The sequence below is a fragment of the Actinocorallia sp. B10E7 genome (genome assembly GCF_039871655.1).
In the GTDB taxonomy this organism is placed as follows: Bacteria; Actinomycetota; Actinomycetes; order Streptosporangiales; family Streptosporangiaceae; genus Actinocorallia.
On sequence record NZ_JBDPLZ010000017.1, the window covers coordinates 25,588 to 46,979 of the forward strand.

Here is a 21,392-nt window from a genome sequence, read left to right on the forward strand (position 1 = left end):
GCGTGGACGTCCTGGAGCCCGCCAGCCTGGTCGAGCTGGTGATGGGACGGCTCCGGGAGGAGATCCTCGGCGGCGGCCTGGCGCCGGGCGACCGGCTGATCGAGGAGCAGCTCACCGCCAGGTTCGGCATCAGCCGCGCCCCGCTGCGCGAGGCGCTGCGGCTGCTGGGCCAGCAGGGCCTGGTGGAGCATCTGCCGCGCAGGGGGGTGCGGGTCGCCGAGCTGTCGGCGCGGGACGTGGACGAGCTGTTCGGCCTGCGCGACGTGCTGGAGCGCCACGCCGTCCGGAGCGCGCTGCCCGGCCCGGTCGCGCTGGCCGATCTGGCGGCCGCGCTGGAGGCCATGGACAGGGCGGCGGCGGAGGGCGACGCGCTCGCCGAGAACGCGGCGCACCACCGCTTCCATCTGGCCCTGGTCGCCCTGGCGGGGCAGCGCCAGATGCTGCTCGTCTACGAGCCGGTCATCCTGAAGCTGCAGTTGTACATGGCGGCGAACCTGCGGCGCGAGGCCGAGCTGCGCGCGCCGGAGGAGGGTGTGGCCCGGCACCGCAGGCTCTACGAGGCGATCGCGTCGGGCGACCCGGAGACCGCCCTGGCCGCTCTGGCGACGCACGGCGCCCGCACCTACATCGGGTGAGGGATCCCCTTGGAGTGAGGCCGTGTTGACAGGGCCGTAACCGGACCGGGCGACCCCCGACATAAAACTGTCGACAATCGACGGTTAGTGAAGTCGGGGAGAGACGGAGCCGCCATGACCAGACCTTCCGTCGAAGCCGAGCCCTACCCGTTCGGTTTCGACGTCGCCACCACCGCGCTGCTGCTCATCGACATGCAACGCGACTTCGTCGAGCCGGGAGGCTTCGGCGAGACGCTCGGCAACGACGTGAGCATGCTGCGCAGGGTCGTCCCGCCGCTGCAGGAGGTGCTGGCCGCCGCCCGCGAGGCAGGGATGCTCGTGATCCACACCAGGGAAGGGCATCTGCCCGACCTGTCCGACTGCCCGCCCGCCAAGCTGAACCGGGGCGAGCCCAGCCTGCGGATCGGGGACCCCGGGCCCGGGGGCCGGATCCTCGTCAGAGGCGAGTACGGGCACGACATCATCGACGAACTGCGCCCGACCGAGGGCGAACCCGTCATCGACAAACCGGGCAAAGGCTCGTTCTACGCCACCGGCCTGCAGGACCTGCTGGCCGAGAAGGGCATCACGAGCCTCGTCGTGACGGGGGTGACGACCGAGGTGTGCGTGCACACCACGGTCCGTGAAGCCAACGACCGGGGCTATGAGTGCCTGGTCCTGTCCGACTGCGTGGGCTCCTACTCCGAGGAGTTCCAGCGGGCCGGACTCGCAATGATCTCGGCGCAGGGCGGCATCTTCGGATGGGTCGCCTCCGCCGGACAGTTCCTGGAGGCACTTCCGTGACCGCTGCATCCACCAGCCCCCCGCAGGACGGGCAGGACTCACCCGCGTTCAAGCTCCCGTTCTGGGTGGGCGGCGACACCAACGCGTTCTTCGGCCTCGGTTTCAACGTCATGGTCAACGTGCTCACGCTGGCCGGGTTGTGCCTGGGCGTCGTCAACATCCCGGGAAGCGACGTCTACGGCGTCATCCTGCCCGCGCTGGGCATCCAGCTGCTCATAGGCAACGTCTACTACACCTATCTGGCCCGCCGCCTGGCGGCCAAGGAAGGCCGTACGGACGTCTGCGCGATGCCCTACGGCCCGTCCGTGCCGCACATGTTCATCGTCGTCTTCGTCATCATGCTGCCGACATACCTGGCGACGAAGGACCCGCTCAAAGCGTGGGCGGCCGGTCTGGCCTGGTCGTTCATCATCGGCCTCATCGTCCTGCTGGGAGCCTTCGTGGGCCCCTACATCCGCAGGTACACCCCGCAGGCCGCGATGCTCGGCACCCTGGCGGGCATCTCTATCGCCTTCATCTCCATGCGGCCCGCCGGGCAGATGTGGGAGGCGGCCTGGATCGCCTTGCCGGTGATGGTCATCCTGCTTATCGGCTTCTTCACCGACCTGAAGCTGCCGTTCGGCCTGCCCGTCGGCCTCGTCGCGCTGCTGGTCGGCACCGCGATCGGCTGGGCCGGCGGCTACATGGAGCCCGCCGACGTCACCGCCGCCGCCAAGGACATCGGGATCGGCCTGCCGACCCTCCAGATCGACCTGCTCGTCGACGGGCTCAAGGAGGTCTCGCCGCTGCTGGCGACCGCGATCCCGCTGGGCATCTACAACTTCACCGAGGGCATGACCAACGTGGAGAGCGCCGCGGTCGCGGGCGACGAGTACGACCTGCGAGCGATCCTGCTCGCCGACGGCACCGGCGCGGTCGTCGGCGCGGCCCTCGGCTCGCCGTTCCCTCCCGCGGTCTACATCGGCCACCCCGGCTGGAAGGCGGCGGGAGGCCGGACGGCCTACTCCATGGCGACCGGCGTCGTCATCGCCCTGTTCTGCTTCCTCGGCTTCTTCTCCCTGCTCAACGCGCTGCTGCCGACCCCGGCGATCGTGCCGATCCTGCTCTACATCGGCCTGCTCATCGGCGCCCAGGCCTTCCAGGAGGTGCCCAGGGCCCACGCCGCGGCGGTGGTCCTGGCGCTGCTGCCGAACATCGCCTCCTGGGCGACCGGACAGATGGACAACGTGCTGAGCGCCGCAGGGACGAGCGCCGCCGAGGTCGGCGAGGAGGCGCTGGCCGGGGCGGGCGTCGTCTACCACGGGCTGAAGTCCTTCGGCGGCGGCGCGATCCTCGCGGGCCTGATCCTGGGCGCGATCGCCGCGTTCGTCATCGACCGCAGGTTCCTGTGGGCGGCCGGGTACGCCGGGGCGGGCGCCGCCTTGTCCTTCATCGGCCTCGTCCACGGTGAGGAGGTGCGGTGGGGTGCCGCGGGGCAGGTGTCGCTCGGCTATCTGCTCGCGGGGCTGGTGCTGCTCGGATTCGGCCTGCGGGAGCGCCGCACGGCCGGGACGGAGCCGGTGCCCGCCGAGCCCGGCGCCTCCGGCTCGGAGCAGGAGCCGACTCCTGACACGGAAGTAACGGGGGTGAAATGAGCACTGCTTACGGTCCTGTCGTGGCACAGCCTTACGACTGGCCCTACGACGGGACGTTCAGGCCCGAGAAGACCGCGTTGATCTGCATCGACTGGCAGGTGGACTTCTGCGGCGAAGGCGGGTACGTCGACACCATGGGCTACGACCTGGAGCTGACCCGCGCGGGTCTGGAGCCCACCACCCGGGTGCTGGAGGTGATGCGCCCGCTCGGGTTCACCATCGTCCACACCCGGGAGGGCCACCGCCCCGACCTGTCGGACTGCCCGCCGAACAAGCTCTGGAGGTCCAAGGGCATCGGGGCCGGCATCGGGGACGAGGGCCCGCGGGGCCGGATCCTGGTCCGCGGCGAACCCGGCTGGGAGATCGTCCCGGAGGTCGCGCCGCTGCCCGGCGAGCTCGTCGTCGACAAGCCGGGCAAGGGCTCGTTCTACGCGACCGACCTGGACCTGCTGCTGCGCACCCGGGGCATCACGCACATCATCCTGACCGGCATCACCACGGACGTGTGCGTGCACACGACCATGCGCGACGCCAACGACCGGGGCTATGAATGCCTGCTGCTCACCGACTGCACGGGAGCGACCGACCCGGGCAACCACCGGGCCGCACTGAAGATGATCACGATGCAGGGCGGCGTGTTCGGGGCGATCGCCCCGAGCGCGGCCCTGCTCGAAACCTTGGGAGGCACATGACCGGCTCGCTGTCGGTGGGGGAGCTGTCCCGGCGCTACGGCGCCGGGACGGCCCGGCCGGAGAAGGTCGTCAGAGAGGTCTACGAACGCATCGAGGCACGGGGGGAGGACCACGTCTGGATCACGCTGCGGCCGAAGGAGGAGGTGCTCGCGGAGGCCGCGGCGCTTCCGGACGGGCCGCTGTACGGCATCCCGTACGCGGTCAAGGACAACATCGACGTGGCGGGACTGCCGACCACGGCGGGGTGCCCCGAGTTCGCCTACGTACCCGAACGCAGCGCGCCTCTGGTCGAGAGGCTGCGCGCGGCGGGGGCGCTGCTCATCGGCAAGACGAACCTGGACCAGTTCGCCACCGGCCTGTCGGGCACCCGCAGCCCGTACGGGACGTGCGAATCGCCGCTGGTCCCGGGGCTGATCTCGGGCGGCTCCAGCTCCGGCTCGGCCGTCGCGGTCTCGGCCGGCCTGGTCTCCTTCGCGATCGGCACCGACACCGCCGGCTCCGGCAGGGTCCCCGCGGCGTTCACCGGGACGGTCGGCCTCAAACCGTCCCGCGGCCTGGTGAGCACCCTGGGCATGGTCCCGGCGTGCGCGTCGCTGGACTGCGCGAGCGTGTTCGCCGGTTCGGTCGACGACGCCTGGACGGTCCTGTCGGTCATCGCGGGGCCGGTGCCCGGCGACCCGTGGGCCAGGGAACTGCCGGTGCCGCCGCTGGAGGATACGAGGCCGTTGCGGATCGGCGTGCCCAGGAGGCTGGAGTTCTTCGGCGACGCGGCCGCCGCGGCGGCGTTCCAGGACGTGCTGGCCCGGCTGGAGGAACTCGGCCACACCCTCGTCCGGATCGACCTCGACCCATTCCTCCAGGCGGGCAGGCTGCTCTACGGGGGCGCCTGGCTGGCCGAACGGCTCGCCGCGATCGGGGGATTCGCCGAACGCCACCCCGAGGCGCTGCACCCGGTGACCCGCCGCGTCCTGCGGCCCGGCGCCTCGCTCACCGCGGTGGACGTCTTCACCGACCAGCACCGGCTGCGGGAGCTGCGGTCACGCACCCGGGAGTCGTGGAGGCTCATGGACGTCCTGGCGGTTCCCACGGTGCCGACCACCTTCACCGTCAAGGAGATGGCCGAGGACCCGATCGGCCGCAACCGAACCCTGGGCCACTACACGACGTTCGCCAACCTGCTGGACCTGGCGGCGGTGTCGGTGCCCGCGGGGATGACCGCGACCGGCCGTCCGCACGGGCTGACCCTGCTGGCGCCCGCGGGCCGCGACGCGCTCCCGGCCTCGGCCTCGGCGGCCTTCCTCGCCCCGCACGAGCCCTTGCCGCCGGCACCGGACGGCGCGGTCCTGGCGGTCGTGGGCGCCCATCGGGCCGGGCAGCCCCTGCACGGCAGGCTGCGCGCCCTGGGCGCGCGGCCCCTGGGCGTCGCCGTGACCGCGCCCCGCTACCGGCTGTACGCACTGCCCGGCGGCCGGATCCCGCGTCCGGGGCTGGTCCGGGTCGCCGGGCGGGGCGTGGAGGTGGAGGTGGAGCTCTACGTCCTGGACGCGGCGGGGCTGGGTGAGCTGCTCACCGAGACCGCGCCGCCGCTGGGTCTGGGCACGCTCGAGCTGGCCGACGGCCGGACCGTCCACGGCTTCCTCTGCGAGGCCTACGCGACCCGGGAGGCTCCGGACATCAGCGGACACGGAAGCTGGCTCACCTATCTTGAAGGGGAACATGCGCAGCACTGAACTGACCCAGGGCCGGACGTTCGGCGTCGTCTTCGACCTCGGGGAGGACTTCTTCACCGCCCTGGCGGACTTCTGCGCGGCCAACGGGGTGCGCCAGGGGTACATCCCGATGTTCCTGGCCGCCTTCTCCTCGGCCGAGCTGGTGGGCACCTGCGAGCGGATCGAGGATCCCGCGGCACCGGTCTGGAGCAAGGTCCACGTCACCAACGTCGAGGCCATCGGCTGCGGCACGCTGGCCTACGATCCGGCCGAGGACCGGGTGCTCCCGCACCTGCACGCCTCGGTCGGGCTGAAGGCGCACTCGGCTCGGGCGCACACCAGCCACCTGCTCGGCGCGACCGTGCAGTTCGTCACCGAGCTGCTGGTCGTCGAGGTGACCGGTCCGCGGATGCGACGCCCTCCCAAAGCGGACATGTATGACGTGCCGCTGCTGGAGTTCGAGCACTGAACCGGCTGGAGGGAAGCGCCGGACCCGGGGCGCCCACGGAGGAGCACCCCGGCCCGTGTGGCTAGGGCGCGGTCTCGTCCGGGGCGTTCGTGACGTCCGGGGTGGGCGAGGTCGTCGGCTCGGGCGGGACCGTGGTCGGCTCGGTGACGACCCGCGCCTCCCAGACGAAGGACCGGGTGCAGGGTGTTCCCGTTCCGCCGGCCACCGTGACGGTGGCGGATCCGGGCACGGCCCGCTCCGCCGGCGACAGCGACATCCCGACGTAGAGGTGACCGCCCGTCTCGAGCGTGCCGCCGGTGGAACTGAGCGTGCCGGGACCGCTGAGGGAGGCCGTCCACACGACCGGGCCGCCGACGGCGTCGAAACCGATGCCGGCGCGGTCCTCGTCGGGTCCCAGCGTGTAGGTGCCCGTGTCGGTGCACTTCAGGACCCCCGCCTGCGAGGTCGGGGGTGAACTGGTGGGCGGCTGCGTCCCGGTCGGTTTCGGTTCGGCCGGGTTCTGGGACGGCTGGGGCGCGCTGCTCTGGTCGTCGTCCTTCGCAGTGGGGGAGGGGAGCACCAGGCCGGGGGACCGGGAGATGTTCTCCTTCTGGTCCAGCGCCTTGGCGGCGAGCAGCGCCCCGCCGCCGACCAGCAGTGCCGCGACCACCGCGGAGGCGGCGGCCACGCCGGGCCGGAATCCCGAACGGGAACGGGCGTGGACGGCTCCGAAGGGCGGAGCCCCCGCCGCGTGGAGGCCCGGAGGCAGGGGAGCGGTCGGCGCCGGTTCGGGGACCGACCGGTCCTCGCCCAGCTCCAGCAGTGCGGTGGCCGGGGCTTGGGAGGCCGCGGAGGGCAGATCGGGTCCGCCTAGCAGCCTCAGAAGCAGCTCCTGTGCGGTCGGCCGGGCCGACGGGTCCTTGGCGAGGGCGTCCCGGACCAGGTCGCGCAGCGGCCCGCTCATCTCCCCGAGGTTGGGGTCGGCGTGCAGGATCCGCCCGATGACCGTGGTGATGCCGTCCAGCCCGAACGGCGGCACCCCCGTCGCGGCGAACACCAGGGTCGCCGCCCACGCCCACACGTCGGCGGGCCGGCCGATCGCCTCGCCCTTGACCTGCTCGGGCGCCATGTAGGCGGGGGTGCCGATGACGGCGCTGGGCTGGGTGGCCGCCGCGGCGGCGTCCAGCGCCTTGGCGATGCCGAAGTCGATGACCCGCGGCCCGTCCGGGCCCAGGATGACGTTGTGGGGCTTGAAGTCGCGGTGCACCACCCCGGCCTGGTGGATGGCGGCCAGCGCGGTGAGGGTGCCGGTCGCCAGGCGCTCCAGCGCACCGTCGGCCAGGACCCCCTGGGCGGCGACCGCCGTGGCCAGCGAGGGCCCGTCCACGTACTCGCTGACGATGAACGGGCGGTCGCCGTCGAGGTCGGCGTCGAGCACCTGCGCGGTGCAGAACCGGGCGACCCGCTTGGTGGCCGCCAGCTCCCGGACGAACCGCCGGCGCGCGTCGTCGTCCAGGTGGGCCTGGAGCAGTTTCACCGCCACGCGCCGCCCGTCGGAGCCCTCGCCCAGGTAGACGACGCCCTGGCCGCCCTGACCGAGCCGTCCGGTCAGCCGGTAGGCGCCGATGGCCTCGGGGTCTTCGGGCTGCAGAGGCTGGACGTCGGGCATGGGCGGCTCCTCGGATGCGTTCTCACGGGTAGGACGCGGCTGCGCCCGTAACGGTTTGCTCTGTGACCCTACGGTGACCTAGTACCGGCTGCCGGTCACCCGCTCCGCCAGCGGGTCGAGCCGCTCCAGGTCGGAGGCGGTGAGCTCCAGGTCGGCGGCGGCGGCGTTCTGCTCCAGGTAGGCGGGGCGCTTGGTGCCGGGGATGGGGACGACGTCCTCGCCCCGGGAGTGCACCCAGGCCAGGGCGATCTGTCCGGGGAGCACGCCCTTCTCCTCGGCGATCCGCTTGACGACGTCGACGAGCGCCTGGTTGGCGGCGACGGCCTCGGGGCTGAAGCGGGGATTGGAGCGGCGCATGTCGTCGTCGTTGAACTCCGCGCTGGAGACGGATCCGGTGAGGAATCCCCTGCCGAGCGGGGAGAACGGCACGATTCCGACGCCCAGGCGTCGCGCGGCGGGCAGCACGGACTCCTCGATCCCGCGCGTCCACAGCGAGTACTCGCTCTGCAGGGCGCTGATCGGGTGGACGGCGTGCGCCTTCTCCAGTTGCTCGGCGGTCACCTCGGACAGGCCGAGGTAGCGCACCTTGCCCTCCCGCACGAGTTCGGCCATCGCGCCGACGGTGTCCTCGATCGGGGTCTCGGGGTCGACCCGGTGCAGGTAGTACAGGTCGATCCGGTCGGTGCGCAGCCGCTTCAGCGAGTCCTCGCACGCCTTCTTCACGTAATCCGGAGAAGCGCCCAGCTGGAAACTGCGGCCGTTGGCGATGATGCTCTTGATGCCGCACTTCGTGGCGAGGGTGATCTCGTCGCGGCGGTCGCGGAACGCGTAGCCGAGCAGCTTCTCGTTCGCGCCGAACCCGTAGACGCCGCTCACGCCGTACACGTCGGCGGTGTCGAAGAACGTCACGCCCAGTTCCAGCGCCCGGTCCAGAGTGGCGATGGACACCGAGTCGTCGGCGTGTCCGTACGACTGGCTCATGCCCATGCATCCCAGTCCCTGCGCGGAGACCGTCAATCCCTGGGAACCCAGGTTCACCTTGTGCATTCCGGTTCCTTTCGAAGATCTTGATCATCCCGAACGCCGGATCCGGGACACGCATTCCCGCTGTTCTCGAGGATCTGTGCGATCGTCCCGAGCGATAGAAACATGACACTTGTTCATGTTCTAATGTGATGCCGCTCATGTGCCAGGACAGGAGTCACCCGTGCGCCCGCTCCCCGTCTTCCCGCCCGGATTCCGCTGGGGCACCGCCACCGCGTCGTACCAGATAGAGGGCTCGGTCCGGGCCGACGGCCGGGGCGCGAGCATCTGGGACACCTTCTGCGCCGAGCCCGGCCGGGTCAAGAACGGCGACACCGGCGAGACCGCCTGCGACCACTACCGCCGCTGGCCCGAGGACGTGGCGCTGATGGACGGCCTCGGCGTCGGCGCCTACCGCTTCTCCGTCGCGTGGCCGCGCGTCCAGCCGGACGGCCGGGGCCCCGCCAACGCCAAGGGGCTGGACTTCTACGAGCGCCTGGTCGACGCCCTCCTCGAACGGGGCATCGCGCCCTTCCTCACCCTCTACCACTGGGACCTGCCGCAGGCCCTCGAGGACCTCGGCGGCTGGACCGACCGCGACACCGCCCACCGGTTCGCGGACTACGCGGCCCTCGTCGCCGACCGGCTGGGCGACCGCGTCACCGCCTGGATCACGCTGAACGAACCGTTCGTCCACATGTCAGAGGGATACAGCCTCGGCAGCCACGCCCCGGGCAGGGCGCTGCTGCTGGACGCGCTGCCGGCCGCCCACCACCTGCTGCTGGGCCACGGCCTGGCGGTCCGGGCGCTGCGGGGGCGCGTCACCGGCGACATCATGCTCACCAACAACTACAGCCCGGTCCTGCCCGCCACCGGCGACCCCGCCGACCGGGCCGCCGCCGACGCCTTCGACGCCCTGCAGAACCGGCTGTTCACCGACCCCGTCCTCCTGGGCCGCTACCCCGACCTGACCGCGTACGGGGTGACCGGCCTCCCGTTCGTCCGGGACGGCGACCTCGCCCTCATCGCGTCCCCGATCGACGGGCTCGGCGTCAACTACTACAGCCCGACCAGGATCGCCGCCCCGGCCCAGGCGCCCTCCCACCAGGGGCCGTCGGTGCTGGGCGAGGTGGGCGACCGGATCCAGGAAGCGGGCCTGCCCTTCCAGGACACCCCGATCGAAGGCCATCCGGTGACCGCGTTCGGCTGGCCGGTCGTCCCCGACGCCCTGCACACGCTCCTCACCGGCCTGCGGGACGACTACGGGGCGGCGCTCCCGCCGATCACGATCACCGAGAACGGCTGCTCCTCCCACGACGAGCCGGGCAGGCCCGACGACGACCGCGTCGCCTACCTGGACGCCCACCTGCGCGCCCTGCACCGCGCCATCACCGACGGCGTCGACGTCCGCGGCTACTTCGTCTGGTCTCTGCTGGACAACTTCGAGTGGGCCGAGGGCTACAGCCAGCGCTTCGGCCTGGTCCACGTCGACTTCGAGACGCAGGAGCGCACCCCGAAGGCCTCCTACCACTGGCTTCGCGCCCAGTTGGAGTCCCAGCCCTGAGGCCGGCCGCCGGGACGGCGGACCTCAGGACGTGCGGGCCATCTCCCTGCGGATGCGCAGCCCGTCCAGGACCATCCCGGCGGCCAGGCACGCCCCCGCGCCCTCTCCGGCCCGCAGGCGCAGATCCAGCAGCGGCTCCAGGCCCAGCGAGCGCAGCACGAGCGCGTGTCCGCGCTCGCGGCTGCGCTGGCCCGCCACCAGATGGGCGGCGACCCCCGCCGACATCCGCACCGCCGCCAGCGCCGCGACCGAGGTCGCCAGCCCGTCCAGCACGACGACCCCTCTGTGCTCCGCGGCACCCAGCACCACGCCGGTGAGCAGGGCGAACTCCGCGCCGCCCGCCACCGCCAGCACCTCGAGCGGATCCCGGCGGCCGTCCAGACGCGCCAAGGCGCGTTCCACCACCCGCTGCTTGCGCCCGACCATGGCGCTGTCCGCGCCCGCTCCCAGACCCACGGTCTCGCGCGCCGGGGCGTCCAGCAGCGCGGACGCCAGCGCGGCGGCCGGGGTGGTGTTGCCGATCCCCGCCTCGCCGAGCACGACCAGCCCGCGCGGGGCCGCCCACACGCCCACGGCGCGTCCGGCCTCGACGAGGGCGTGCGCGCCTTCGCCGGTGAGGGCGTCCTCCTCCACCAGGTCGCCGCGCCGGGAGGCCGTGCGCACCGCCCGCGTGACGAGTTCCTCCAGCCCGTCGGGCAGAGGCGGCCTCGGCACCGACTCGGGCGGCAGGACTCCGCCGTCCAGCGCCAGCACGCCCAGCCCCGCCGCCCGCGCGGCGACCGCGCCCTGCGAGGTGCCCGCGCTGGTCGCGTCGAGGATCTGCCGGGTGACGGAGACGGGGTAGGCCGACACCGAGTGCCGGGTCACCGGATGGTCGCAGGCGGCCAGGACGAGATGGCCGCCGTCCACTCCTTCGGGCCGTACCGCGAGGATCCGGTCGAGCACGGTGTCCAGCACGCCCAGCGAGGAGGGGACGGTCAGCAGTTCGTCGGCGTCGTCCCGGGCGGCGACGACCGCCGGGGGAGGGGGCGCGGCCAGGTGGGACGGCGGAGGAGCCGGCTCGTCGCCGGGCCAGCGGTCGGTGAGCACGACCTCCTCCAGCGGCAGCCTGCTGGACCAGCCCCTGCGCTGCAGTCCCGGCTCCGGAGGCCGCTCGTCGGGCCAGCCCAGGCACAGCCAGCCCAGAGTGACGACGCCTTCGGGCAGGCCGAGCAGCGCGGCGAGCTCCTCCGGCGGGAACAGGGTGACCCAGCCCATGCCGAGCCCCTCGGCGCGGGCGGCCAGCCACAGGTTCTGGATGGCGCAGGCGCAGGACCAGACGTCGGCGTCGGGGAACGTGGCGCGCCCCAGGACGCCCGCGGCGGGCGTCCGGCGGTCGCAGCAGACCACCACGCCCAGCGGCGCGGCCCGGATGCCCTCCAGGGACAGGTCGCGCAGCCTCCGGGCGCGCTCCTCCTCCAGCAGGTCGGCCTGGGCGAGCTTCTCCCGTTCGGCCATGAGCGCGGCGGCGTCCCGCAGCGAGCCGTCCCTGACCACCAGGAACCGCCAGGGCTGGCTGTGCCCCACCGAGGGCGCGGCGTGCGCGGCCTCCAGCACCCGCCGCAGCACCTCCTCGGGCACGGGGTCGGGCCGGAACCGCCGGATGTCGCGCCGCGCCCCCACGATCTCGTAGAAGGCCGCGCGCTCCGCGGGGTCGAAGGCCCAGGCAGCGGGGTCGGACGCCCGCTCCGAGGCGGCGGAGGGGTCACCGATCAGTGGAATCGGACGGGTCCAGCGTGACGGTTCCAAACGTGACATGTCACTGAAGATAGGCTCACAGTTTCCCCGGGGGGACATCGGGCACCGCATGGGATATGACGAAAAGAATCCTGATCGTCGGCGGGGGATATGTCGGCCTCTATACCGCTCTGCGGCTGGAACGGAAGTTGCGGCGCCGGCTCCGACGCGGCGAGGTGGAGCTCACCCTCGTGGACCCCGAGTCCTACATGACCTACCAGCCGTTCCTGCCGGAGGCCGCGGCGGGAAACCTCGAGCCCCGGCACGTGACCGTCCCGCTCAGAGCCGTGCTCGAGCACACCCGGCTGATCATCGGGAGGGTCACCTCCATCGACCACGCGCGGCACACCGCGCGGGTGGAGATCGTGGAGGGCGAGGACTGGCCCGTGCGCTACGACCTGCTCGTGGTGGCGGTGGGCTCGGTCTCCCGCACCCTGCCCATCCCCGGGCTGGCCGAGAACGGCATCGGCTTCAAGACCATCGAGGAGGCCATCCACCTGCGCAACCGGGTGCTCGGCCTGCTCGACCGCGCCGCCTCCACCCGCGACCCGGCCGAGCGACGCCGCTCCCTGACGTACGTGTTCGTCGGCGGCGGCTTCGCGGGCGTGGAGGCCCTCGCCGAACTGGCCGACCTCACCGACGACGCCCTGAAGTACCTCCCGGACCTGCCGGAGAAGCCGCGCTGGGTGCTGGTGGAGGCCAGCGACCGCATCCTGCCCGAGGTGGGCGAGGAGATGGGCCGCTACACCGTGGACGAACTGCGCCGCCACGGCATCGAGGTGCTGCTGGGCACCCGGCTGGAGTCCGCCGAGGGCGGCCGGATCGTCCTGTCGGACGGCCAGGAGTTCGAGGCCTCCACCCTGGTGTGGACCGCGGGCGTCAAACCCCACCCGATGCTGCGCGACACCGACCTCCCGCTGGACGACAAGGGCCGGATCAAGACCGACCCCACCCTCACCGTCGAAGGCCACCGCGACGCCTTCACCGCCGGAGACAACGCGGCGGTCCCCGACCTGACGAACCCCGGAGGGTTCTGCGCCCCCAACGCCCAGCACGCCGTGCGCCAGGCCAGGGTGCTGGCCGACAACGTCATCGCGACCCTCGCCGGCAAGCCGCTGAAGCCCTACCGGCACGCCTACGTCGGCTCGGTCGCCAGCCTCGGCCTGCACCGGGGCGTCGCCCAGGTCTACGGGGTCAAGCTGCGCGGCCTGCCCGCCTGGTTCATGCACCGGACCTACCACCTGACCCGGGTCCCGACCTTCAACCGCAAGGTGCGGGTGGTGGCCGACTGGACGCTGGCGCTCTTCTTCCACCGGGAGATGGTCGCGCTCGGCCGCCTGCAGAACCCCTACGAGGAGTTCCGCCTGGCGGCCGGCGGGAGACGCGCGCCGCTCACCGCGGCGGAGGTTCAGCCCAGCGCCGAGGACACCAGGGCACGCGCCTCCTCCTGAACCCGGGCCAGGTGCTCGGGCCCGCGGAAGGACTCGGCGTAGATCTTGTAGACGTCCTCGGTGCCCGACGGACGCGCGGCGAACCAGGCGTTCTCGGTGCCGACCTTGAGGCCGCCGATGGCGGCGCCGTTGCCCGGCGCGGCCGTCAGCACCGAGGTGATCGGCTCCCCGGCCAGCTGTGAGGCGGTGACCTGCTCGGGCGACAGCCTCGCCAGCACGGCCTTCTGCTCGCGGGTCGCCGGAGCGTCCACCCGGGCGTAGCTCGGCGCGCCGTACCGCTCGGTGAGCTCGGTGTACAGCACGCTGGGGGACTTCCCGGTCACCGCGATGATCTCCGCGGCGAGCAGGGCCAGGATGATGCCGTCCTTGTCGGTGGTCCACACCCCGCCGTCACGGCGCAGGAAGGACGCGCCGGCGCTCTCCTCGCCGCCGAAGCCCAGCGAGCCGTCCAGCAGGCCGGGCACGAACCACTTGAAGCCCACCGGGACCTCCACCAGCCGCCTGCCCAGGCCCGCGGCCACCCGGTCGATCATGCCGCTGCTCACCAGGGTCTTGCCGACCCCCGCCCCGGCGGGCCACTGCGGCCGGTGGGAGTACAGGTAGGAGATCGCGACGGCCAGGTAGTGGTTGGGGTTCATCAGCCCCGCGTCGGGGGTGACGATGCCGTGCCGGTCGGAGTCGGCGTCGTTGCCCGTCGAGACGTCGTAGGCGCCGCGGTTCCCGATGAGCGAGGCCATGGCGTGCGGGGAGGAGCAGTCCATGCGGATCTTGCCGTCCCAGTCCAGGGTCATGAACCGCCAGGTGGGATCGGCCACCGGGTTGACCACGGTCAGGTCGAGCCGGTGGGTCTCGGCGATCGCGCCCCAGTACTCCAGGCTGGCCCCGCCCAGCGGGTCGGCGCCGATGCGGACCCCGGCCGAGCGGATGGCGTCCAGGTCCAGGACCGAGCCCAGGTCGGCCACGTAGGAGCCGAGGAAGTCGTGGGTCTGCGCGGTCTTCAGCGCCCGCTCGTAGGGGAGGCGCTTGACCTCCTTCAGGCCGTTGGCGATGATCGCGTTCGCGCGGTCCTGGATCCAGGAGGTGGCGTCGGTGTCGGCGGGGCCGCCGTGCGGCGGGTTGTACTTGAAGCCGCCGTCCTGCGGCGGGTTGTGCGAGGGCGTGACGACGATGCCGTCGGCGAAGTGGGTGGCGCGGGCCTTGTTCCAGGCCAGGACGGCGTGGGAGAGGGCGGGGGTGGGGGTGTAGCCGTCCTGGTGGTGCACGGTCACCCCGTTGGCCGCGCAGACCTCCAGCGCGGTGACCCGCGCGGGCTCCGACAGCGCGTGGGTGTCGGCGCCGAGGAACAGCGGACCGTCGATGCCCTGGGCTGCCCGGTACTCGCAGATCGCCTGGGTCGTCGCCAGGATGTGCGCCTCGTTGAAGGACGAGCGCAGCGACGATCCCCGGTGCCCGGAGGTGCCGAAGGACACTCTCTGCGCGGGGTCCTGCGGATCGGGCTGGAGGGCGTAGTAGGCCGTGACCAGCTTCGCGACGTCGACGAGATCCTCGGGGCGGGCCTGCAGCCCGGCGCGCTCGTTCACCATGTACTGATCTTAGTGGTCTGTCCCACAGGCCCGTTCCCGCTCCCCGGGCACCGGACGGCTCAGGGGGCGGCCTGGCAGCCGGGGCACCAGAACAGGTTGCGCGCCTGGAGGCTCTCGGTGCGCACCTCCCGCCCGCAGACCAGGCAGGGGAGCCCCGCCCGCCGGTAGACGTAGACCTCGCCGCCGTGCGCGTCCACGCGCTCCGGGCGTCCCATCGCCTCAGGGGTGTGCTCGGGGCGGACCGTGTCGATCCGGCCGGCCTCGACGCCGTCGGCCATGAGCTCCACCAGGTCGGCCCAGATCGCCTTCCACTCCTCGCGGGTCAGGTCGCGTCCGGCCTTCCGGGGATCGATCCCGTGGCGGAAGAGCACCTCGGCGCGGTAGATGTTGCCGACTCCGGAGATGACCTTCTGGTCCATGAGCAGGGTGGAGACCGGCTGCCTGCTCCGGCCGACCATCGCCCAGGCGCGTTCGGGGTCGGCGTCCGGGCGCAGCGGGTCGGGGCCGAGCCGGGCGTGCAGCGCGTCCTTCTCGCCCGGGGTGAGCAGCTCGCAGGCGGCGGGACCGCGCAGGTCGAAGTAGGTGTCGGGATCGGCCAGCCGCAGCCGGACCTGGCCGACCGGGGCGGGAACGGGCGGAATCCCCCAGGTCACCTTGCCGTAGAGGCCCAGGTGGACGTGCAGCCAGCCGACGGGGAACCCGACGAACAGGTGCTTGCCGTGGGCCTCGGCCTCGGTCACCGGCTGCCCGTGCAGCCGGGCCGCGCCCTCGGCGAAGCGCCCCTGGGGGCTGGCGGCCGCCACGGGCCGTCCCGCGAACGCCTCGGTGAACCTGCGGGCGAGACGGTGGATGACATGACCTTCGGGCACGCGCAGACGATACCCGGATCCGATTGGCGGGGGAGATCGCCCTGCCCGTAACGTTTGCGCCGTGAGCACAGGCAGCGTGACCGCGGGCACGGGCGGGACGGCTCTCGGCGGCCGGGACCCCGACCGCCGGCGCGCGCTGCTCGAGGCCGCCGACGCGGTGATCCAGCGGGAGGGCCCCGAGGCGTCCATGGCGGCCATCGCCGCCGAGGCGGGCGTCAGCAAACCCATCCTCTACCGGCACTTCGGCGCCAAGAGCGGGCTCTACCGGACCCTGGCCGAGCGGCACAGCCGGGTGCTGATCGAGGCGATCAGGGCGCGGATGCTCAGCGCCGAGGAGACCCCCGACCGGGTGCGCGGCGGCATCGACACCTATCTGGCGATGATCTCCGAGAACCTGAACTTCTACCGCTTCCTCATGCACCGGGCCCGGGCCGAGGACAGCGCCACGCACAGCGTCATGTCCACGGTGATGCAGAGCCTGGGGCGGGAGATCGCCGAGCTGATGGCGGGCGAGGGCACGCCGGGGGACCGGATCCGGGCCCAGGTGTGGGGCCACGCGATCGTCGGGATGGTCCAGAACGCCGGTGACTGGTGGCTGGACCATCCCGAGGTGCCGCGCGAGAGCGTGGTGGACGCGCTGACCGACCTGGTGCTCAGCGGCCTGCCCGCCGCCGCCTTCTCGCCCTGAGCCTCAGGCCCCGCCGGTGATGTCGTCGGCGATGTCGCGGCCGTCGTAGCCCTCGGGGGCGGCGACCTCGACGATCACCTCTTCCCGGTTGTCGTACTCCAGGCGCAGGGCCTTGGTCATGACCGCGTGCATGTCGTACAGGCAGGTGGTGTAGGTCAGCTCGAGGATCTGCTCGTCGGGCAGGTGCTTCTTCAGCACGTCGAACACCTCGTCGCGGACCCGGCCGCCGCCCAGGACGAGCGCGTTGGTGTAGGCCAGAACGGCACGTTCCAGCTCGTCGAAGACGTCGCTGACCTCCCAGGACGGGATCGCCTGGATCTTCTCCTCGGGCACCCCCATCGCGCGCATCTGCTTGCAGTGCTGGGAGAAGACGAACTGGCTGCCCCGCAGGTAGCCGGCGAGGGTCTGGCCCAGTTCGCGCAGCAGCGGGTCGAGCTTGACGCCGCGGTAGAGCTGGAAGCCCTTCACGCAGTGCTTGAAGATGGTGCTGTCCAGGGCGAAGGTCGTCCACCAGTCGCCGGGCGTGCCGGTCGCGGTGCCGGGCTTGTCGACGGGGTCGACGCCCTCGCCGAACAGCCGGTCGTAGAAGAACAGGACCAGCGGGTCGTCGGTCTCGTCGCGCTTGACCTGGCGAAGTCTCGGCATGTCTGGTCCTCTCAGTCGCTGGTGCGGTTGCGGGTGAGGTCGGCGGCGGTCTTCGGGGTGTGCCGGACGTCCTCGGGCCGGTCCAGGGCGCGGGTCCAGCCCGCGAACTCCACGAGGATGCCGTCGGGGTCCTTGAAGTACAGGGAGCGGACGAAGACGCCCTCGTCCCAGGTGGGGGCGGCGCCGTACTCGCTGTCGTCGTGGTTGAGGATGTTGCCCACCTCGATGCCCTTGGCGATGAGCTTCTCGCGGTACTCCTCGAGCTTCTCGGCCGGGACGTCGATGGCGATGTGGTTCATCGAGCCGACCGCCGAGAGCAGCTCGCCGGAGTCGGGCACGCCCTTGGGCGCGGAGATCCCGGGCACCGCCTCGGGGGCGTCGGCGAACCAGAAGAAGGCCAGGGCGTTGCCGCCCCCCGCGTCGAAGAAGAAGTGCTGGCCGTAGCCGAAGGGCAGCTCGATGGTCTTGATCAGGGGCATGCCCAGCAGCCCCTGGTAGAAGTCCACCGTCTTCTGCATGTCGCTGCACACCACCGCGAGGTGGTTGAAGCCCCGCATCTCGAATTCGTTGTTCGCCACGAACCCACCCACCAAGTAAGTGATTGCTTTTATCCCTATCCTGGCAGGAACCGTGCCGTGACAAAACCCTCTCGGGGAGGAGTTCTGCTTGGCCAACGCCCCGGCGACCCGGTAACCTGCTGAACATCATGCGGACCGAAACGATCATCCAGTGGTGGTGGCGTCGCTGAGGCGGCGCCGGTTGAGCATGTTCTGAACCCAAGCGACCGCCCTCAGGGCGGTCGTTTCGTGTTTCCGTCCTGAGCCGGCAAGGCCAAGAGGAGACCAGAGGGTGGACAGTCAGACCAGCACGACCTACCGGACCGCCGGGGGCATCACGGTGACCCGGACCGCGGTGCCGGTGGACGCCGACAGCGAAGCCGAGCTCCTCGCCCGGCTCGTCTCCGCCGTCGAGGTGCGGCGCGGCGGGGTGCTCAGCTCCGGAATGGAGTATCCGGGGCGCTACAGCCGCTGGGCGATGGGCTATGTCGACCCGTCACTGGAACTCGTCGCCCGGGGGCGCACCATCAGCGCCCGCGCCCTGAACGCCAGGGGCGAGACCCTGTTGCCCGCCGTCGCCGCCGTCATGCGCGGCACCGGCGAGGTGCGCCTCGACGAGCCCGGTCTCATCGAGGTCCACGTCCCACGGAGCGAGGAGGTCTTCGCCGAGGAGGAGCGCAGCCGCCAGCCCACGGTGTTCACCGCGCTGCGCGCCGTCGCCGGTCTGTTCCGGCCCGCCGACCCCGCCGACGCCGACCCCCACCTGGGCCTGTACGGGGCGTTCGGCTACGACCTGTCCTTCCAGTTCGAGCCGATCGAACTGCGCATCCCGCGCTCGCCCGACCACCGCGACCTGGTCCTGCACCTCGCCGACGAGCTGCTGGTCATCGACCGCAAGCGCGAGTCCTACACCCGCTTGTCCTATGAGTTCTCCACCGACGCGGGGGACACCCGGGGCCTGCCCAGGGGCACCGAGCCGACCCCGGTCCCGGTGCCCAGACAGGTCCCCGGCCAGCCGGAGCCCGGCCAGTACGCCGAGGTCGTCCGCCGGGCCAAGGAGAAGTTCATCAGGGGCGACCTGTTCGAGGTGGTCCCCGGCCAGGTCATGTACGGGCCGTGCGACTCCCCGGCCCGGTTCTTCGACCGGCTCCGCGAGACCAACCCGGCCCCGTACGAGTTCTTCTTCAACCTGGGAGAGGGCGAGTACCTCGTCGGCGCGTCCCCCGAGATGTTCGTCCGGGTCACCGGCGACCGGGTGGAGACCTGCCCGATCTCCGGCACCATCCAGCGCGGCGGCGACCCGCTGGAGGACGCCGAGAACATCCGCACCCTGCTCAGCTCCCTCAAGGAGGAGTCGGAGCTGACCATGTGCACCGACGTCGACCGCAACGACAAGTCCCGCGTGTGCGTGCCGGGCAGCGTCAAGGTCATCGGCCGCCGCCAGATCGAGATGTACTCCCGCCTCATCCACACCGTCGACCACATCGAGGGGCGGCTGCGGCCCGGCTTCGACGCCCTCGACGCCTTCCTCACCCACATGTGGGCGGTGACGGTCACCGGCGCGCCCAAGACCTGGGCGATGCAGTTCATCGAGGACAACGAGGAGACCCCGCGCCGCTGGTACGGCGGGGCCGTCGGATACGTGGGCTTCGACGGCTCCATGAACACCGGCCTGACCCTGCGCACCGCGCAGATCCGCGACGGCGTCGCGGCGGTGCGGGCCGGGGCGACCCTGCTGTACGACTCCGACCCCGACGCCGAGGAGCGCGAGACCCTGCTGAAGGCCAGCGCGCTGCTGGAGGCCCTGGCCACCTCGCAGGGCGGTGCCGCCGAGGCCGCGGCCGCCGCGCCGGAACCGGAGCCGGAAACGGCGGGCAGCGGCATGAAGGTCCTCCTCGTCGACCACCAGGACTCGTTCGTCAACACCCTGGCCGACTACTTCCGCCAGCAGGGCGCGGAGGTGACGACGCTGCGCTTCGGCTTCCCCGAGCGGATGCTGGACGAGCTCGACCCCGACCTGGTGGTGCTCTCGCCCGGTCCGGGCCGCCCGTCGGACTTCGACACCGACGCGCTGCTCAAGGCGATCGACGTCCGTGACAAGCCGGCCTTCGGCGTCTGCCTGGGCCTGCAGGCCATGGTCGAGCACGCGGGCGGCGAGCTGGCGGTGCTGTCCTACCCGCAGCACGGCAAGCCGGGCCGGGTCCGGCGGACCGGCGGGGAGATCCTGGAGGGTCTGCCCGAGGAGTTCACCGCGGCCCGCTACCACTCGCTGCACACCACCGGGGAACTGCTGGGGGAGAACGGCTTCACCATCACCTCGATGACCGAGGACGGCGTCGTCATGTCCATCGAGGACCCGGTGCGCCGCCGCTGGGCCGTGCAGTTCCACCCGGAGTCGATCCTCACCGCCGCCGGGGGCCACGGCCACCGGATCGTCGCTAACGTGCTGCGGCAGGCGCGCGCCCGCTCGGAGAGCGCCGCCGGGGCCTCCAGGGGCTGATCGCCGTGCCCCGGCGGTTCACGCGCCGGAGCACGGCACCGCGGACCCGTGTCCGTCCGCTCCCCCGGGAGCGGACGGACCGGGCACGGCGGGCGGCGGCGCGTCGTGGCGGACGCGTTCCTCCGGGACGCCCAGCCGGCGGAGCCGGGCCACCGTCGCCGAGACCATCCCGGGAGGCCCCGCGACGTAGACGTCGTGTCCCGACCAGTCCCGCAGGCCGCCGACCGCCTCGGCCGCGGTGCCCTGCAGCCCCGGGTAGAAGGGGTCGTCGGAGACGGTCGCGATGACCCTGAGCCCGGGATGGGCGGCCTCCATCGCGCGCAGGCCGTCCAGGTCGTAGAGCCGCTCCCGGGTGCGGGCGCCGAACACCAGCAGGACGCGCCGGTCGCGGTCCCGCGCCAGCGCCTCCTCGGCGATCGCCTTGAGCGGGGCGAGCCCGGTGCCTCCGGCCACGCACAGCAGGTCGCGGTCCGAGCCGGGGTCCAGGGTCATGGAGCCCCTGGCGGGCCCGAGCAGCAGCGCCTGACCCACCTCGGCGCGCCGCACCAGCGCGCCGCTCACCCATCCGCCGGGCAGCGCCCTGACGTGGAAGCTGAGCAGCCCGTCCTCGCGCGGGGCGTTGGCGATGGAGTAGGGCCGCCACACCCGGGGCCAGTGCGAGGTCTGGACGGTGACGTACTGGCCCGCGGCGAACGGCAGCGGCTGGCCCGGCCGGACGGCCAGCACGGCCAGGTCGGGGGCCCGTTGCTCGTGCCCGACGATCTCGCCGATCCACCAGGAGGGCGAGTTCTCCGCGGCGGCGCGGGCGGCCTCCATCATGGCCTCGGCGACGAAGCGGTAGACGGCCGTCCACTCCTCTTGGAGCCGCGGGGTCCAGCGCGGTCCGAGGAACCGGCGCAGGGTGGCCAGCAGCGCCTCGCCCACCGCCGCGTAGTGCTCGTCGACGACCCCGTACTTGCGGTGGTCGCGGCCCATCTCCGACAGCCAGGGCAGCAGCCCGCCCGGTTCGTCGAGATCCTCGACCAGTTCGCCGAGTGTCGGGAAGAACCGTCCCCGCTGTGCGTCGAGGGCGGGCGGGAACAGCGCGCGCAGCTCCGGATTCGCCGCGAAGAGCCTGCCGTAGAAATAGGAGGTCAAAGCATCGGTGTGCGGTGCGAGAAGTGCCA

At 72.2% G+C, this 21,392-nt stretch carries 18 protein-coding genes; 10 read left to right on the forward strand and 8 right to left on the reverse strand.

Features of this window, described 5'->3' with window-relative positions:
* Positions 1-2 precede the first annotated feature (2 nt).
* The 6 genes from ABGB12_RS33790 to ABGB12_RS33815 all read left to right on the forward strand — a co-directional run bounded on the left by ABGB12_RS33790 (position 3) and on the right by ABGB12_RS33815 (position 5,922).
* Positions 3-635, forward strand: a complete 633-nt coding sequence (locus tag ABGB12_RS33790) for a GntR family transcriptional regulator (protein ID WP_347684406.1) — start codon at positions 3-5, stop codon at positions 633-635.
* Positions 636-749: 114 nt separating this feature from the next.
* Positions 750-1,418, forward strand: coding sequence for an isochorismatase family cysteine hydrolase (locus ABGB12_RS33795; protein WP_347684408.1), 669 nt, complete (start codon positions 750-752; stop codon positions 1,416-1,418).
* Entirely contained in the window at positions 1,415-3,052 is a 1,638-nt protein-coding gene (locus ABGB12_RS33800; protein WP_347684410.1) for a hypothetical protein, read from the forward strand. The genes ABGB12_RS33795 and ABGB12_RS33800 overlap by 4 nt, the downstream gene beginning before the upstream one ends.
* A 20-nt stretch (positions 3,053-3,072) precedes the next feature.
* The gene (locus ABGB12_RS33805; RefSeq protein WP_347684412.1) at positions 3,073-3,744 is read left to right on the forward strand and encodes an isochorismatase family cysteine hydrolase; all 672 of its coding nucleotides are present in this window, start codon (positions 3,073-3,075) and stop codon (positions 3,742-3,744) included.
* Complete coding sequence (gene atzF / locus ABGB12_RS33810; RefSeq protein WP_347684414.1) at positions 3,741-5,474, forward strand: allophanate hydrolase; 1,734 nt, start codon at positions 3,741-3,743, stop codon at positions 5,472-5,474. Before ABGB12_RS33805 ends, atzF begins: the two co-directional genes overlap by 4 nt.
* Entirely contained in the window at positions 5,461-5,922 is a 462-nt protein-coding gene (locus ABGB12_RS33815; protein WP_347684416.1) for a DUF296 domain-containing protein, read from the forward strand. The genes atzF and ABGB12_RS33815 overlap by 14 nt, the downstream gene beginning before the upstream one ends.
* 61 nt (positions 5,923-5,983) lie before the next feature.
* Here ABGB12_RS33815 and ABGB12_RS33820 read toward each other — a convergent pair whose 3' ends face one another.
* Together ABGB12_RS33820 and ABGB12_RS33825 are read right to left on the reverse strand one after the other, a co-directional pair.
* On the reverse strand, positions 5,984-7,570 hold the full coding sequence (locus tag ABGB12_RS33820) for a protein kinase (RefSeq protein ID WP_347684418.1): 1,587 nt from the start codon (positions 7,568-7,570) through the stop codon (positions 5,984-5,986).
* A 78-nt stretch (positions 7,571-7,648) separates the two neighbouring features.
* Positions 7,649-8,617, reverse strand: coding sequence for an aldo/keto reductase (locus tag ABGB12_RS33825; RefSeq protein ID WP_347684420.1), 969 nt, complete (start codon positions 8,615-8,617; stop codon positions 7,649-7,651).
* Positions 8,618-8,777: 160 nt separating this feature from the next.
* Here ABGB12_RS33825 and ABGB12_RS33830 point away from each other — a divergent pair, with 160 nt between their 5' ends.
* Positions 8,778-10,157 carry a GH1 family beta-glucosidase gene (locus ABGB12_RS33830; RefSeq protein WP_347684422.1) on the forward strand — a complete coding sequence of 460 codons (1,380 nt, stop codon included), beginning with the start codon at positions 8,778-8,780 and terminating at the stop codon, positions 10,155-10,157.
* A 24-nt stretch (positions 10,158-10,181) separates the two neighbouring features.
* Here the strand turns inward: ABGB12_RS33830 and bluB are convergent, their stop codons facing one another.
* Positions 10,182-11,954 carry a 5,6-dimethylbenzimidazole synthase gene (bluB, locus tag ABGB12_RS33835; RefSeq protein WP_347684424.1) on the reverse strand — a complete coding sequence of 591 codons (1,773 nt, stop codon included), beginning with the start codon at positions 11,952-11,954 and terminating at the stop codon, positions 10,182-10,184.
* Between the two features lie 56 nt (positions 11,955-12,010).
* Between bluB and ABGB12_RS33840 the strand changes: the two genes are divergently transcribed.
* Complete coding sequence (locus ABGB12_RS33840; protein ID WP_347684426.1) at positions 12,011-13,384, forward strand: NAD(P)/FAD-dependent oxidoreductase; 1,374 nt, start codon at positions 12,011-12,013, stop codon at positions 13,382-13,384.
* Here the strand turns inward: ABGB12_RS33840 and pgm are convergent.
* Both pgm and ABGB12_RS33850 read right to left on the reverse strand, forming a co-directional pair.
* Complete coding sequence (gene pgm, locus ABGB12_RS33845; protein ID WP_347684428.1) at positions 13,342-14,967, reverse strand: phosphoglucomutase (alpha-D-glucose-1,6-bisphosphate-dependent); 1,626 nt, start codon at positions 14,965-14,967, stop codon at positions 13,342-13,344. The two genes, ABGB12_RS33840 and pgm, sit on opposite strands and share 43 nt — an antisense overlap.
* Before the next feature lie 59 nt (positions 14,968-15,026).
* The gene (locus tag ABGB12_RS33850; RefSeq protein WP_347684430.1) at positions 15,027-15,836 is read right to left on the reverse strand and encodes a DNA-formamidopyrimidine glycosylase family protein; all 810 of its coding nucleotides are present in this window, start codon (positions 15,834-15,836) and stop codon (positions 15,027-15,029) included.
* A gap of 61 nt (positions 15,837-15,897) precedes the next feature.
* Between ABGB12_RS33850 and ABGB12_RS33855 the strand changes: the two genes are divergently transcribed.
* Complete coding sequence (locus ABGB12_RS33855; protein WP_347684432.1) at positions 15,898-16,524, forward strand: TetR family transcriptional regulator; 627 nt, start codon at positions 15,898-15,900, stop codon at positions 16,522-16,524.
* 3 nt (positions 16,525-16,527) lie between these two features.
* Here ABGB12_RS33855 and ABGB12_RS33860 read toward each other — a convergent pair whose 3' ends face one another.
* Complete coding sequence (locus ABGB12_RS33860) at positions 16,528-17,169, reverse strand: carboxymuconolactone decarboxylase family protein (RefSeq protein ID WP_347684434.1); 642 nt, start codon at positions 17,167-17,169, stop codon at positions 16,528-16,530.
* Positions 17,170-17,180: 11 nt separating this feature from the next.
* Positions 17,181-17,747 (reverse strand): VOC family protein, encoded by a 567-nt coding sequence (locus tag ABGB12_RS33865; RefSeq protein ID WP_347684436.1) that lies wholly within the window; start codon positions 17,745-17,747, stop codon positions 17,181-17,183.
* Positions 17,748-18,018: 271 nt separating this feature from the next.
* Here ABGB12_RS33865 and ABGB12_RS33870 point away from each other — a divergent pair, with 271 nt between their 5' ends.
* Entirely contained in the window at positions 18,019-20,226 is a 2,208-nt protein-coding gene (locus ABGB12_RS33870) for an anthranilate synthase component I (protein ID WP_347684438.1), read from the forward strand.
* An 18-nt stretch (positions 20,227-20,244) separates the two neighbouring features.
* On the opposite strand, the gene ABGB12_RS33875 is transcribed toward ABGB12_RS33870, so the two are convergent.
* Entirely contained in the window at positions 20,245-21,363 is a 1,119-nt protein-coding gene (locus ABGB12_RS33875) for a globin domain-containing protein (protein ID WP_347684440.1), read from the reverse strand.
* Between the last annotated feature and the right edge of the window lie 29 nt (positions 21,364-21,392).